This is a genomic window from Providencia sp. 2023EL-00965, assembly GCF_033550225.1.
Classification (GTDB): Bacteria; Pseudomonadota; Gammaproteobacteria; order Enterobacterales; family Enterobacteriaceae; genus Providencia; species Providencia manganoxydans.
This window is the reverse complement of record NZ_JAWUEH010000012.1, coordinates 66853-81892: the sequence shown is the minus strand read 5'-3', so window position 1 is coordinate 81892 and position 15040 is coordinate 66853. Positions and strand designations below refer to the sequence as shown.

General features: G+C 40.5%; 13 protein-coding genes. 10 read left to right on the top strand and 3 right to left on the bottom strand.

Going from position 1 to position 15040, the window contains the following annotated elements; translation table 11 throughout:
* Positions 1-114 precede the first annotated feature (114 nt).
* Complete coding sequence (locus SC428_RS15340; protein ID WP_140178662.1) at positions 115-1017, bottom strand: TIGR01777 family oxidoreductase; 903 nt, start codon at positions 1015-1017, stop codon at positions 115-117.
* Positions 1018-1357: 340 nt separating this feature from the next.
* Here SC428_RS15340 and yfcD point away from each other — a divergent pair, with 340 nt between their 5' ends.
* The 6 genes from yfcD to SC428_RS15310 all read left to right on the top strand — a co-directional run bounded on the left by yfcD (position 1358) and on the right by SC428_RS15310 (position 6802).
* Positions 1358-1897: an NUDIX hydrolase YfcD gene (gene yfcD, locus SC428_RS15335; protein ID WP_070929216.1), complete on the top strand. Its 540-nt coding sequence runs from the start codon at positions 1358-1360 to the stop codon at positions 1895-1897.
* A 513-nt stretch (positions 1898-2410) separates the two neighbouring features.
* On the top strand, positions 2411-3646 hold the full coding sequence (locus SC428_RS15330; protein ID WP_412544698.1) for a M24 family metallopeptidase: 1236 nt from the start codon (positions 2411-2413) through the stop codon (positions 3644-3646).
* Between the two features lie 18 nt (positions 3647-3664).
* Positions 3665-3862, top strand: coding sequence for a DUF3311 domain-containing protein (locus SC428_RS15325; RefSeq protein WP_070929218.1), 198 nt, complete (start codon positions 3665-3667; stop codon positions 3860-3862).
* The gene (locus SC428_RS15320; RefSeq protein WP_140178658.1) at positions 3859-5301 is read left to right on the top strand and encodes a sodium:solute symporter family protein; all 1443 of its coding nucleotides are present in this window, start codon (positions 3859-3861) and stop codon (positions 5299-5301) included. The genes SC428_RS15325 and SC428_RS15320 overlap by 4 nt, the downstream gene beginning before the upstream one ends.
* Before the next feature lie 324 nt (positions 5302-5625).
* Complete coding sequence (locus SC428_RS15315; RefSeq protein WP_318708585.1) at positions 5626-5835, top strand: hypothetical protein; 210 nt, start codon at positions 5626-5628, stop codon at positions 5833-5835.
* 562 nt (positions 5836-6397) lie between these two features.
* Positions 6398-6802: a hypothetical protein gene (locus SC428_RS15310; protein WP_318708583.1), complete on the top strand. Its 405-nt coding sequence runs from the start codon at positions 6398-6400 to the stop codon at positions 6800-6802.
* 77 nt (positions 6803-6879) lie between these two features.
* Here the strand turns inward: SC428_RS15310 and pta are convergent, their stop codons facing one another.
* Both pta and ackA read right to left on the bottom strand, forming a co-directional pair.
* Positions 6880-9024 (bottom strand): phosphate acetyltransferase, encoded by a 2145-nt coding sequence (gene pta, locus SC428_RS15305; RefSeq protein WP_140178653.1) that lies wholly within the window; start codon positions 9022-9024, stop codon positions 6880-6882.
* Between the two features lie 60 nt (positions 9025-9084).
* Positions 9085-10287, bottom strand: coding sequence for an acetate kinase (ackA, locus tag SC428_RS15300; protein WP_070929222.1), 1203 nt, complete (start codon positions 10285-10287; stop codon positions 9085-9087).
* A gap of 899 nt (positions 10288-11186) precedes the next feature.
* On the opposite strand from ackA, the gene yfbV reads away from it, so the two are divergent.
* The 4 genes from yfbV (at position 11187) to SC428_RS15280 (ending at position 14877) form a co-directional block, all read left to right on the top strand.
* A complete protein-coding gene (gene yfbV, locus SC428_RS15295; RefSeq protein ID WP_070929223.1) occupies positions 11187-11642 on the top strand; it encodes a terminus macrodomain insulation protein YfbV in 456 nt (151 codons plus the stop codon).
* A 127-nt stretch (positions 11643-11769) separates the two neighbouring features.
* Complete coding sequence (locus SC428_RS15290; RefSeq protein WP_070929224.1) at positions 11770-12264, top strand: YfbU family protein; 495 nt, start codon at positions 11770-11772, stop codon at positions 12262-12264.
* Between the two features lie 21 nt (positions 12265-12285).
* Positions 12286-12960 (top strand): sugar phosphatase, encoded by a 675-nt coding sequence (locus SC428_RS15285; protein WP_318708577.1) that lies wholly within the window; start codon positions 12286-12288, stop codon positions 12958-12960.
* A gap of 87 nt (positions 12961-13047) precedes the next feature.
* Complete coding sequence (locus SC428_RS15280; protein ID WP_070929226.1) at positions 13048-14877, top strand: SLC13 family permease; 1830 nt, start codon at positions 13048-13050, stop codon at positions 14875-14877.
* Positions 14878-15040 lie beyond the last annotated feature (163 nt).

The window sequence follows — 15040 nt, the reverse complement described above, 5'->3', positions numbered from 1 at the left end:
TGCGAATGAAGCTAATCAACAACGCTGCAACTTGAAGTATGACGAGTATAGGTTATATCTATAATAAAATATGTCATGATCTTAATAACCATACCTCATAGGTATGGCTATTTTTTATTGTTTTTTAAATAAATCCTCTAAAGCAATTTTCAATTCAATATATTCAAATTGAAAACCCGCTTCTTCTAAGCGCTTAGGAATAGCTTGTTGACCGCCAAGAACTAATGCAGCGGCTTCACCCAGAATGGCTTTAATAGCAAAGGCAGGGGTACGAATAAACGCAGGACGGTTAATAACTTCGCCTAAAATAGCTGAAAATTGATCATTATGAACGGGATAAGGGGCTGTCATATTAAATGGCCCTGATAATGAATGATTATCGAGTAAAAAGCAGATTGCATTTACCATATCATCAATATGGATCCACGGCATAAACTGTTTTCCATGGCCAATAGGACCACCAGCGCCCATTTTAAAAATAGGGAGGACTTTTGCCAATGCTCCACCATTTAATGACATGACGACCCCAGTACGTAATATGCATACCCGTGTTGCTGGTGATTCGGCATTTTGAGCAAGCGCTTCCCAATGTTGACATAAATAATGAGTAAATTCGTCGTGGGGTTGTTCAAATTCATCCACAACCGCTTGCCCTTGATCGCCATAATAACCGACAGCGGAGCCGGATAAAAAAGTATGTGGTGGTGTATCACTGGCTGCAATTAATTCCGTTAAGCGTTGAGTTATTACCCAGCGGCTTTCACATAAGATTTTTTTCTGTTCATCGCTCCAGCGTTTTTCGGCGATAGGCTCTCCTGCAAGGTTAATTACCGCATCAAATTGATTAAGGTTTTGCTTATCTTGAAGAGAAGTCCAACATTCAACAGCTTTACAGAAATGACTGTAAACTTTTTGTGGAGAGCGGCTTAGTACAGTTACTTTATCTGAACGCGCAACAAGTCGTTGCACGAGGGGTGTACCAATTAACCCTGTACCGCCAGTAATAAGTATCCGCATAATCGCCTCCTGTGAAAAATGGGACTAATATCGAGCCTATTTGTGCTAACTATAGCAGTTGCTTCATAAATTTGCTGAGGCTGTTAACAATTTTGTGAAAATTATTTCATAAGGAAATGATAAATGTCGATTAATTCGTCAATAGTACGGAATAAACACTCAAATTTATTGGTGTTCGCTTGCAAGGGAGCAATGAAAAGAATACCTTGTTATGTGCTCAGCATACATCAAGTTGAATGTTGAGTGATATCGGAGAGATAGACTGTTTGCTTGACCGTTTTCGGTAAAGTTCTATGGCATAACAACTGTACTTAACAGGCTGATAAAAAAGGTTTTAAGGATGGATGAACAAACCGAAGTGGTTGAATGGGTTGATATTGTTGATGATAACAATGAGGTGATTGCCCAGGCAACTCGCAGACAAATGCGTGCAGAAAATCTACGTCATCGTGCGACCTACATTGTTGTCCATGATGGCATGGGAAAAATTTTGGTACAAAGGCGAACTGATATCAAAGATTTTTATCCAGGTTATTTGGACGCAACGGCAGGTGGAGTGGTAACTCAAGGCGAAAATATTCTTGATTCCGCAAAGCGTGAAGCACAAGAGGAGCTTGGGGTTTCTGGAGTGCCATTTGCTGAGCATGGCTTATTTTATTACGAAGGTGAGAACTGTCGTATTTGGGGTGGTTTGTTTAGTTGTGTTAGTCATGGCCCATTTGCTTTACAGGAATCTGAAATTGTTGAAGTCAGTTGGTTAACACCTGATGAAATTAGCGCGCGTTGTGATGAGTTCACTCCAGATTCACTGAAAGCACTCTCCTTATGGTTAACGCGTAATAATCAATTTGATAAAGCCATTTCTTGTGCTGATAGCTAGAGGCGTTGATTTTGACGGTGAATTTTTATTCAAATTAACGGCCAACTAGGTAGGGTAGATGAGAGGTTCGTGGTCTACTGAATTCGGCGATAGCCTCTCAATATCGCCTCATATGAAAGACGCATGTTTTAAGCGTACTGGTAGACTGACATGCAAGCATAATACTTAACTCAAACAATGGAGAGTTGAGTTGAGCAAGATAATCATCGATTTTTTAAACTTTTGTTTTATCTTTTTAGTTGTAAGGATCAGCAGCAAAGGTCAACCATCCTTACATATACTATCAATAATCCCTTCGCAGAAAGAGCTAAATATTAAAGTTATTTCAATCAGTTAACCGTCAGTATTGGCTTTTCAATTATGCTTCCACTTATTTCCTATATAGTATTATCTAGAATAATGTATAGCTATTAGTTATAAATGGTAGAAAGATTAATTGTTATATTCATCACCCCGCAAAGCTTACTGAGTGGGGTGGTATTGATATTTAGACATCACCCGAGAAATTAAATAATGACAACATATAAAGATATCTCTTTTTTGAAAAAACAACACCTTGAGAATGTCACAAAGAAAGCGCGTCAAATCATGGAACGTGATGATATCGAAGTGCTCATCGCAACAGTTGCTGATAACTTCTATCATCTAACAGGATTTGCGAGTTTCTTTATGTATACCTTTAGACAAACGGGTACAGCGATTGCCGTTATTTTTCGTGATCCTGCGATAAAATCACTGGTTATTATGAATGAATTTGAAGCGGCAAATTTGCAATTAGAAATGCCGAATGCACATATCGTAACTTTCCCTATTTGGGTTGATGTTGATGATCCGTACAACCCCGACCATGGCAAAGTGATAAAGCCACGACCGATTAATAGCCCAATTGAAGCTATCTTCAGCTTATTAAAAGACGCTTTAGCAGATGTTAAAGGGGATGGTAAACAGGTTGCTATCGAGTTAAATCAAATTAGCTACGCAGGTAAAGTGTGGTTAGACAAAGTGATCCCTGAACTTAATTTAGTGGATTCTGCGCCGTTATTTAATGAATTGCGTATGATTAAAAGTGAGTGGGAAATAGCGCAGCTAAGAAAAAGTGCGGAAATTACCGAAGCAGGTATTCAAGCGGCAAGTGAGTTAATTAAAGTTGGGTGTACTTCAGCCGAGTTAACCGCAGCGTTTAAAGCGAAAGTTATGCAATATCCTGAAACGAACTATAGCCGTTTTAATTTGATCTCGGTAGGCAGTGATTTTTCACCCAAAATGTTACCTGACAATGTGCCAGCCAAAGAAGGTGATTTAATTAAGTTTGATTGTGGTGTTGATGTGGCTGGCTATGGTGCTGATATCGCCAGAACATTTGTGGTGGGTAAAGCAAATGACAAAGTCTCATCGCTTTATCAAACTATCCAGAAAGGGCATGAATATATGTTAAGCCGAGTTGCACCGGGAGTGCAATTAAGTGATGTCTTTAATGACACTATGACATTAATTCGTAATTCTGGCTTGCCTCACTACAATCGTGGTCATTTAGGTCATGGTGACGGTGTTTTTACTGGGTTAGAGGAAGCCCCGTTTGTGAGTGCGGCAGCACAGGAAGTGTTTAAAGCGGGTATGGTAATGAGCCTTGAAACACCTTATTACGGCATTGGGGTTGGAAGTATTATGATCGAAGATATGTTGTTGATCACCGAGGATGGAGTCGAAATGCTGAGCCATCTACCACGAAATTTAGTTTCTCGTGGTTAATCATCAAGGAGCTTATCTATGAAATGGTATCACTTTTTGGTCATCTTTCCTTTACTAGCGCTGACGGTAGGTATTTATTATGCCAATCGTGTAGAACCGTTTGTGATGGGACTGCCGTTTTTAATGTTTTGGATCGTTGCTTGGGTGGTTATTAGTGCACTGATTATGCTGCTAATTAATGTATTAGACTCTAGACACAGTAAGGAAGAACAATGAGCTCAGCATTAGTTGTTATTACGCTGTTTTTCCTGTTTAGCATTTATCTTGCGCTTAGAGCCAAAAAAGGCAAAACCATGGATCACGAAGGGTGGTCGGTGGGAGGGCGTAGTTATGGTGCGTTGTTGGTTTTTTTACTCAGTGCAGGGGAAATTTATACCACTTTTACCTTTTTAGGGGGAAGTGGTTGGGCATATGGTAAAGGACCCGCAATTCTGTATACATTAGCCGTCAATGCATTTATGGGGATCTTTTTGTATTGGGTGCACCCACGAGTTTGGCGATTTGCTAAAGAAAATGATATCAGAACGATTTCAGATTTCTTTGGAGCGAAATACCATAGTCAAGGTTTAGCATTGTTAGTCAGTTTAATTTCTATTGCGGCAATGGTGCCTTTATTTGTCTTGCAGCTTAAAGGGTTGGGGATCATTGTGTCTCAGGCCTCTTATGGCGCAATTCCTGCTGATATGGCGATTTGGATTGGGATCATTGCTGTTACTTTGTTTGTGATGATTTCCGGTATTCATGGTTCTGCATGGACATCAGCGTTAAAAGATTTGATGATATTACTGGTAGTGTTATTTATCGGTATTTATATTCCGCTGCATTATTATGGCAGTTTTAGTGATATGTTCCGTGCGATTGATACCGCAAGCCCCGGCTTTTTAACCTTTTCAGAAAAAGGGTTAAATATTCCTTGGTATATTTCCACTATCTTCTTATCGGTAGTTGCCTATTTTTGTTGGCCACATTATATGGCGGCGGTATTTACGGCAAAAAATGAAAAGTCATTGAAACGCAATAGTATTTTAATTCCTGCTTATAGTTTGATCATGTTGTTTGCTTTCTTTGTAGGCTATGCTGCAATACTACAAATACCTCATCTTGACGGCTCACAAGTTGACTTATCGTTATTTGAAATTTCTAAGGCGACTTTTTCACCCGTCATTGTCGGTTTAATTGGTGCCGCGGGAATGTTAACCGCATTGGTTCCTGGTTCGATGTTGCTGCTGACAACATCGAATATGTTAGCGGGGGTGGTACAAAAAGCGTTAAATGTCAGTGAAGAAAAACGCCAATCTGGTATTTATGCACGCTTTATGGTGCCACTGGTTGCTTTAGTCAGTTTGTATTTTATTTTCCACAGTAATGATACTTTGGTGGCGATAATGCTACTTGGTGTCAATATTGTTGCGCAGTTTTTCCCTGCGTTATTAATGAGTTTTAGAAAATATAATCCGATGTCAGCTGCTGGGGCGATCGCAGGCATTATTGCAGGCGTACTTTTCCTCGCTATCACTTATATTGAACATATCTCATTATCTCAATTATTCCCTTGGTTAAGCGAGGGACTTGAGTTTATGAATATCGGTATTGCTGCATTTATATTAAATATACTTGTTGCTACGATTGTATCTTTATTTACTGTTAAAAAATAACAGACAAAAATAAAATATTGTCTAAACACCAAAGCTAGGGGATATTTCTCCTAGCTTTTTATTTATTAGCCGTAATGATTTTTCAATTAATATAGTCATAAATTGATGAGTGTCTCACCTTACATTAAGTCTAAATACCAGCAATTACTTTCCTTTCTATAAATAAAAGTAACCTATTGAAATATTTAGCATTAATGACATTGCACTTTATTGTTGTGTTATTTATGTAGCAAATCCGTCATGAATAAATATGAAGGTTAATGATATGTGAAAACGATCATGGAATAATTTTTTTATAAGTAATAATTTTGAAATGCATGATTCATGTTGTATGTTTCTAAATTTCGTCATAACAAGGCTAGTATTATTTTTAGCCCACAATTAGATGAACATGGCAAAATTCTTCGTGAAGTACTTACCCCAACAACGATTATCAGTCATGTATTCATTGGTCTATCTATTTTAACTCTGATTGCGGCGTTGTTATCTTGGAAGTTAATTAAGATGAAAAAGGCCGCTGGAGCAACACAATAATGATGATTATCCGGAAGGCAAACTTTCGGATAATTTTTAATAATATACTCGTCATACTTCAGGTTGCAGTGAAGTTGACTACCTGCATCTTGAAGTATTTAGAGTATAAAAGGTGAGTATGCCTGATGATAAATAATAAATTACCTTGTTGGTTAAAATATATTAATGATAACCGGTCAGTGACTGAATTGAGCATTCCGGGAACGCATGATGCGATGACGGCCTTATGTGACAGTGCTTATTATAAAACTCAGCACCTGTCGTTGATTGAGCAACTGAATATTGGGGTACGTTTTTTTGATTTAAGGATCACGCGAGATTTGGTTGCTGCGCATCGTGAGTGGGTCAGCGATATTTCCGCTCAAGTTATTTTCGAACAGTTACAGCAATTTTTAGCTCAAAATCCATCTGAGTTTGTGTTGGTACGGATCCAAAATGCCAATGAAAAAAAGATGATTTCGAGCAATACAAATCAGCTATTCAAACCTTTATTGCTGACTATCTTGATAATCTTTATCTACCAAAACTCAATGATAATGGTGATATTTATGTATGGCCAACATTGGGTGAAGCAAGAGGGAAGATTATTGCAATTGAATGTGCTGCACCTATATGGCAGGTATCTTCATTGGGGGATCTCACTTGGGCATATAATTGGCATGAAAATAACAATATCGTATTGCAAGATAATTGGAATGGGCCTGAGATTGAAGAGAAAATACAGGACATCGATGCATTATTATTACCCATGCCGCATTACAGCCATAAACTAGTCCTCAACCATATCAGCGCAACCAATGGAAAATTAGGGGATCCTAGGGGGTATGCAGATATTTTGAATCCAATCCTTGCTAACAAATTAACGATGTTGCAACAAAGTGCAGGTAAAGGTGTGCTTATCTACGATTTTATTGATAAAGATTTGGCCATCAAAACCATTCAAACTAATGTGTTTGATTATTGTTGATATTATTCATTTTATAGATAAAGAAAAAGCCAACTATCATAGTTGGCTTTTTGCGAATGAAAGGTTAATCGTAGTGATTAAGCATTTTCATTTTGTGCAGCTTGAATGGCTGTTAAGGCAACAGTGTAGACAATATCATCAACCAATGCACCGCGAGATAAGTCGTTTACAGGTTTACGCATACCTTGCAGCATTGGACCGATAGAAACCAGATCCGCTGAACGTTGAACCGCTTTATAAGTGGTGTTACCTGTATTCAGATCAGGGAAGATAAATACAGTTGCTTTACCTGCGACGGGTGAGTTTGGTGCTTTGGACTTAGCAACATCAGCCATTACCGCAGCATCATACTGTAGTGGACCATCAATCATCAGATCAGGGCGTTTCTCTTGTGCCAGACGTGTTGCTTCACGTACTTTTTCTACATCGCTACCCGCACCTGAGTTACCTGTAGAGTAAGAGATCATCGCAACGCGTGGGTCGATACCAAACGCTTTTGCTGAATCAGCAGATTGGATAGCGATTTCAGACAGTTGCTCAGCGGTTGGATCTGGGTTGATTGCACAGTCACCGTAAACAAAAACTTGTTCAGGTAATAGCATAAAGAACACGGAAGACACCAGCGAGCTACCCGGCGCAGTTTTAATCAACTGTAGCGGTGGGCGAATGGTGTTTGCTGTGGTGTGAACCGCGCCAGAAACGAGGCCATCAACTTCGCCTTTTTCCAACATCAATGTACCGAGAACGACGTTGTCTTCTAATTGCTCACGTGCAACAACTTCGGTCATTCCCTTGTTTTTACGTAATTCAACAAGGCGAGCAACATACTCTTCACGTACTTTCAGTGGGTCAACGATTTCAATACCTGTACCCAATTCGATACCTTGAGCGGATGCAACACGACGGATATCTTCTGGATTACCCAGTAGAACACAAGTTGCAATACCACGTTCAGCACAGATAGAAGCCGCTTTAACAGTACGTGGCTCATCACCTTCAGGCAGAACAATGCGTTTGCCCGCTTTACGTGCTAATTCAGTTAATTGATAACGGAATGCAGGAGGAGACAGGCGGTTTGGACGCTCTGAATCAGCCACTAATGACTCAATCCACTCGCTGCTGATATGACGAGCAACGTAGTTTTGAATTTTTTCAATACGTTCATGGTCATCTGCTGGAACTTCTAAGCTGAAGCTTTGTAAGTTCAATGAAGTCTGCCACGTATTACTTTTCACCATGAAGACGGGTAAACCGGTTTCGAAGGCTTGTTCGCACAGCTGGCGGATCGGTGCGTCGATATGGTAGCCGCCAGTTAATAGTAGAGCACCAATTTCAACGCCATTCATTGCTGCTAAGGAAGCAGAAACTAATACATCAGGACGGTCAGCAGATGTGACCAACAATGAACCCGGACGGAAGTGTTCTAGCATGTGAGGGATGCTACGTGCACAAAATGTAACTGATTTAACGCGGCGAGTGTTAATTTCACCTTCGTTAATCACTTCAGCATTTAAGTGTTTTGCCATATCAATGGCACGAGTCGCAATCAGATCAAAGTTCCAAGGAATAGAGGCTAGTACAGGTAAGCTTAGGCACTCTAATTCTTTTGGTGTGATATTAGTGACGGTTGCTTTAGTTGAGTCATCAAAAATTTCAGACAGATCAGGGCGAGTACGGCCTTGTTCATCAACAGGTGCATTGACTTTATTAACAATGACACCAATGATGTTTTTATTACGTGGGCCGCCGAACTCGTTACGCACTAACTCTAAACGTTCTTTCATTTGAGTGATTGTGCTGTTGCCTGGCGCAGTAACGAACACAATTTCAGCGCCTAAAGTTTTCGCGATGTCGTAGTTTAGTGATTGGGCAAAAGAGTGCTTACGGGTTGGCACTAAACCTTCAATCAGAACCACTTCTGCATTTTTAGTTTGCTCATGGTAACGAGCAACAATTTCTTCCATCAATACGTCTTTTTTTGATGAGGTCAGTAATGACTCAACATATCCCATTTCTAATGGTTCGACGATAGATGTGATACTTGAATGAGAGCGTAAAACCTCGGTAGTTTGGTCTTTCTGACCTGAAACACGCGGCTGTGCGATAGGCTTAAATACACTCAATTGAACACCTTTTTGTTCCATTGAGCGAACGACACCTAAACTGACGCTGGTTAGGCCAACGCTGGTGCCGGTAGGAATTAACATAATTGTACGAGACACGGGAACCTCTCTCTAATTATAAAACAGTACCGCCAGCGTAGAGCTGGCGGTATCGAGACCTTAAGCGGTTAAGCGAGCAGAGTCTTGGGCAATCACTAACTCTTCGTTCGTTGGAATAACTAACGCTGGGCGGCTATTATCAGTGGTGATTAGACCTTCTTTACCGAAACGGGCAGCTAAATTGCGCTCATGATCGTATTCAAAGCCTAACAGAGCCAGTTTTTTCAGTGTCAGTTCACGAACCTGAGCTGAGTTCTCACCGATACCGCCAGTAAAGATAACAGCATCAAGACGACCTTCCATCAGTGCGCTGTATGCACCAACGTATTTTGCTAAACGATGGCAGAATACATCCATCGCACGTTTCGCATCTGCTTTAGTATCGTAGTTATCTTCAACATAACGGCAATCGCTGGTTACGCCAGTTAAACCAAGTAGACCTGACTCTTTAGTCAGCATCTTATTGATTTGATCAACGCTCATACCTAGAGAATCATGAAGATGGAAAATAATCGCAGGATCGATATCACCACTACGCGTACCCATCACCAGACCTTCCAGTGGCGTTAGTCCCATAGAAGTATCAACGCATTGACCGTTAACAATCGCAGTCACTGAGCCACCGTTACCTAGATGGCAGGTGATCACATTTAATTCTTCAACAGGTTTGTTTAATTTTTTAGCGGCTTCACGAGACACATAGAAATGGCTAGTACCGTGAGCACCATAACGGCGGATGCTATGCTCTTCATATAATTCGTATGGCAGCGCATACAAGTATGCTTCTTCAGGCATAGTTTGGTGGAATGCAGTATCGAATACGGCAACGTTTTTACCAACCAAATGAGGGAATGCTTTTCTTGCTTCCTCGATACCAATCAAGTGAGCTGGGTTGTGCAGTGGAGCAAATGGGATGGCTGCTTTAATGCCTTCAACAACTTCATCATTGATTAATACCGATGAAGTGAATTTCTCACCACCGTGAACAATACGGTGACCGATAGAGGCGATTTGTGCAGACAACTCAGGTTTTTCTGCTAAGATCGTGTTAACAATGAAATTCAGCGCTTCACTGTGTGCAGCACCTGCGCCTAATTCAGCTTCATGCTTAGCGCCATCCATTTTCCACTTAATACGGGCTTCCGGCAGATTAAAGCACTCAGCTAAACCAGATAAATATTCATCGCCATTAGATGGATCGATGATGGCGAATTTCAGTGAGGAGCTACCGCAGTTTAGAACCAGTACCAGCTTACTTGACATGGAAATACCTATTGTTAATTGTTGTAGTGAAGCCTTTAAAATGCAAAATTGCCTAAAAAGACTTTGTAAAAATCTAATGTGCTAGAGCCTAGCGTATTTTGTACCCTAATTTTATGATTCAAGTCATTTACTCGTCATACTTCGAGTTGCAACGCCTTTCGTTAAGGTATGGTGACTGCGTTCACTCGCACTAGTCACCTACTTATGTAGGCTCCTAGCGACTCATTTACTTGTCGCCTAGTTGCACCTCGAATTATTTAGAAGTAAACAGTCTGTGATACTTCAAATCATTTAAAATTTATTGGGTACAATAAAAGGGGGACGTTATATGTGTTTATACTCGTCATCCTTCAAGTTGCAGGGCTTTCGTTGAGGTATAAGTGACTACGCTACGCTCGCCGAGTCACAGAGTTTATCTATGCTCCCCGTCTATCTTCGCTTGTCGCCTACCTGCATCTTGAATTATTTAGAGTGTATCTTTTATTGGCTAAGTGCATAGTTTAATGCATTCAGCCATTGGTGTTGAAATAACACGTCAGAACCCCAATATATAACAAGCCTGTTGAACATTGATAACCTTACTCGGCTAGCAAATTTCGACAGCAATACTAAATGCGGTTAATTCTACTAAAAATATTTTATATTTTGTATGTTTTTTTTATAAATAGAAGCTTTGATTGATTGAAATCATAACAGCCCTATAAAATACGCATTTTATGCAAAATTACCTATCCATCAGAATAGCTGATTTCGGCAAAATAACTAGGTGATGAGTGCGAATGAACGTGGTCATTATGCCTTAACGAAAGGTGTTGCTATTTGAAGTATCATGAGTATAGGCATTACGGATAAAATGGCGTATGGTGATGGCGAAGCAAAGATTTAATAGGAAGGTATCCATGAGTACATTACAAAACTCACCGCCAGGTTTTTTCAAACGATTTAGGCTGGGGAACCTGTACCTAAAAACATTTCCAATGGAGAAAAAGTTATCTCCAATATTCCCCGAATTACGCATGATCAAAGCAACGCGCTTTGGTATCCGCTTTATGCCACCGATCGCTATTTTTACGCTCGCTTGGCAAATTGCGCTTGGCGGACAGCTCGGACCTGCGGTCGCAACAGCTCTGTTTGCCTGTAGTTTACCAATGCAAGGCTTATGGTGGTTAGGAAAAAGGGCGGCAACTCCACTGCCTGCTAGTTTGCTCAGTTGGTTTTATGAAATCCGCGACAAATTTACCCAAGCAGGCATTGCTATGGCGCCTATCGAACATCAACCTGATTACTTGGCATTAGCGCAGTTGTTACAACGCGCATTTAAGCAGTTAGATAAGTCTTTTATTGAAGATATTTAAATTAAAAGTTCGATTTAACAACAAGTAATGTAAAAAGGTTGTTTAGATCAATAAAAGTGGTGTTTTCACTGTCCATCATGAATTTTGAATGCGAAGATGAGCTAAAAATTTTCCGAGGAGGATCATGATGGAAATGACTAATGCACAACGCCTGATTTTATCAAATCAATACAAAATGATGACGATGTTGGATCCTGATAATGCAGATCGCTACCGTCGTTTGCAAACTATTATTGAGCGTGGCTTCGGCTTACAAATGCGTGAGCTAGATAGAGACTTCGGCGAATTAAGTGAGAGCACTTGTCGCACCGTGATTGATATCATGGAAATGTATCATGCATTACAAGTGTCTTATGGAAATATGAGTGATCCTCAAGGTATCGATGAACGCCGTGTGCAGTTCTTAGGCTTTGACGCAGCGACAGAAGCGCGTTACTTGAGCTATGTACGCTTTATGGTCAATACCGAAGGCCGCTATACCCATTTTGATAGCGGAACTCATGGCTTTAATTCTCAAACACCAATGTGGGATAAATATGTGCGGATGCTAGGTATTTGGCGTGCTTGTCCTCGTCAATACCATTTGTCTGCCGTGGAAATTAATCAGGTTATTAACGCATAAATGCGTTTCTAAGGGGTAAATGTGGAGTTAAAAGCAAAAGGTTTTCTGTTTGATCTTGATGGTACTTTAGCCGATTCATTAGCGGTAGTTGAACGTTGCTGGTGTTTATTTGGTAAAGAAATAGGGGGTTCACCCGAAGAAATCATTAGCTATATCCATGGAAAACCTGCGCTAACTAGCTTACGTCACTTTATGCCTGAAGCCAGCGAAGACGAAATTATGTCTCGCTTTCGCTGGTTAGAAAAAATGGAAGCTTCCGATATGGAAGGTGTCGTCGCATTACCCGGAGCAGTGGCTTTATTGACACGTTTAGAAGAGATAGGTGCACCTTGGGCGATTGTGACTTCAGGAACGGTACCAATAGCACATGGACGCCAAAAAGCTTCGGGTTTACCTGAACCAAAACATTGGGTTACTTTTGAAAAGGTATCAAAAGGTAAACCTGACCCAGAACCTTTCCTCTTAGGGGCACAATCCCTCAATTTATCACCAAACGATTGTCTGGCTTTTGAAGATGCTCAAGCAGGGATTTATTCAGCACTTGATGCAGGCTGTCAAGTTGTAGCCGTGCACGCGCCAGAGAGTATGCCAAGAAGACAACAAATTGATGCAATTATCAGTTCATTAACGCAGATTACGGTGACAGGCCCAGATAAAAATGGTGTTTTTACACTCCATGTATCAAAAAATGTCTAACAGCGATTAAATCAAAGTAATTCTCCGTAAAACATGGTTAACTAAGGGAATATCTAACACTATTTTTTTCGTTGAAAGGGGACGTTTTTGAACGGAGAATTGCTGTGGGTGTTAACCCTCTTATTGATCGCGATAGTTTTGTTCACCACAAATAAAATACGGATGGATGTGGTGGCATTACTGGTGATTGTCGCGTTTGTGCTAAGCGATACACTTTCTTTAGAGCAGGCGACAGCAGGCTTTGCTGACCCTAACGTATTATTGATTGCGGCTTTATTTGTGATTGGTGATGGTTTAGTGCGAACGGGTATAGCCTACCAAATGGGCGATTGGCTGGTTCGTGTCGCGGGTAGCAGTGAAAGTAAAATGTTAGTGTTTTTGATGATCACCGTTGCTGGGCTCGGGGCTTTTATGAGTTCGACTGGTGTGGTTGCTATCTTTATCCCTGTTGTGCTTAGCGTTGCTGGGCGCATGAAAATTTCCCCAAGTCGTCTAATGATGCCATTAGGATTTGCTGGTTTGATCAGCGGCATGATGACATTAGTCGCAACACCGCCAAATATGGTGGTCAACAGTGAGTTAGTTCGAGAAGGTATCAAAGGCTTCCAATTCTTTTCAATCACCCCAATAGGTATTGTGATCTTACTGGCAGGGATCGCTTACATGTGGGTTGCTCGTCGTTGGCTAGGGAGTAGTGAGCCTAATAAATTACCTGAGCGCTATCAGCGTACTTTCCGTGATTTAATTCGTGATTATAAATTAACGGGTAGGGCTCGTCGTCTTGCTATTCGTAAAGGTTCACCATTAATTGGGCACTCCCTCGATGAATTACATTTACGTTCGCGTTATGAAGCTAACGTGGTTGGTATTGAACGTTGGCGTAAATTTCGGCGTGTTATGGTGAGTGCAACGGGGGGGACGGAATTAAGAGAGCAAGATGTTTTATTAGTGGATATTGCAGTGAGTGATGATGCTCTGCGACAGTTTTGTTTTGAGCAAAAACTTGAACCGATGATCCTGCGTGGCGATTATTTCTCCGACCAGTCGCGTGATGTGGGGATGGCGGAAGTATCGATGAACCCGGATTCCGAACTATTGGGCAAAAGTCTCCGAGATATTAAATTTCGTACTCGTTATGGTCTAAACGTTGTTGGTATTCGACGTGATGGTAAGGCGATAGGGGGGAAATTAGTTGATGAACCACTAAGGCTTGGTGATATTTTATTAGTGATTGGTGACTGGAAATTAATTCGTATTCTTTCAACTAAGCCTCGTAATTTTATTGTATTAAACTTAGCCGCGGAAGTTGAAGCTGTCGCTCCTGCATCATCTCAAGCCCCACATGCTTTATTTTGTCTTGCCTTGATGGTTGCTATGATGGTAACCAATGAGATCCCCAATTTTATTGCCGCGCTCATTGCCTGTTTATTGATGGGCAAATTTCGTTGTATTGATATGGAGAGTGCGTATAAGTCAATTCACTGGCCGAGTATTATTTTAATTGTAGGGATGATGCCATTTGCTATCGCACTACAACAAACAGGTGGTATTGCTTTAGCGGTTGACGCTCTCATGAAAATTGCGGGTGGGTTAGGGCCACACGTTATGTTGTTGTGTTTATTTATACTTTGCGCCTCAATTGGCTTATTTATTTCTAATACAGCCACTGCTGTTTTGATGGCGCCAATTGCCATTGCAGCAGCTCGTCATATGGATGTGTCGCCGTTACCGTTTGCTATGATAGTAGGAATAGCCGCATCGGCAGCCTTTATGACACCAGTTTCTTCACCCGTAAATACCTTAGTGCTGGGACCTGGGGGATATAAATTTAGTGATTTTATTAAGATCGGCGTTCCATTTACTGTTATTGTCATGATTATTAGTATATTAATTGTTCCTATTTTATTTCCTTTCTAAATTATTTTTAATAAAAGGTGACTGACTCATTTATTTAGTCAGTCACCAGAATTTTATTTTTATTATTCTATGATACCAATTATGATATTACATTTGAATTTATCCTGTATTGTTGATATTTCATCGATGATGAATTCCGTTTGGAATATACATTTTAGTGAGG

Excerpts from the sequence above, each read along its gene's own strand:
- ackA (WP_070929222.1), bottom strand. The coding sequence starts at position 10,287 with ATGTCAAGTAAGCTGGTACTGGTTCTAAACTGCGGTAGCTCCTCACTG.
- SC428_RS15340 (WP_140178662.1), bottom strand. The coding sequence starts at position 1,017 with ATGCGGATACTTATTACTGGCGGTACAGGGTTAATTGGTACACCCCTC.
- SC428_RS15290 (WP_070929224.1), top strand. The coding sequence starts at position 11,770 with ATGGAAATGACTAATGCACAACGCCTGATTTTATCAAATCAATACAAA.
- yfcD (WP_070929216.1), top strand. The coding sequence starts at position 1,358 with ATGGATGAACAAACCGAAGTGGTTGAATGGGTTGATATTGTTGATGAT.
- SC428_RS15315 (WP_318708585.1), top strand. The coding sequence starts at position 5,626 with ATGTTGTATGTTTCTAAATTTCGTCATAACAAGGCTAGTATTATTTTT.
- SC428_RS15330 (WP_412544698.1), top strand. The coding sequence starts at position 2,411 with ATGACAACATATAAAGATATCTCTTTTTTGAAAAAACAACACCTTGAG.
- SC428_RS15320 (WP_140178658.1), top strand. The coding sequence starts at position 3,859 with ATGAGCTCAGCATTAGTTGTTATTACGCTGTTTTTCCTGTTTAGCATT.
- yfbV (WP_070929223.1), top strand. The coding sequence starts at position 11,187 with ATGAGTACATTACAAAACTCACCGCCAGGTTTTTTCAAACGATTTAGG.
- SC428_RS15325 (WP_070929218.1), top strand. The coding sequence starts at position 3,665 with ATGAAATGGTATCACTTTTTGGTCATCTTTCCTTTACTAGCGCTGACG.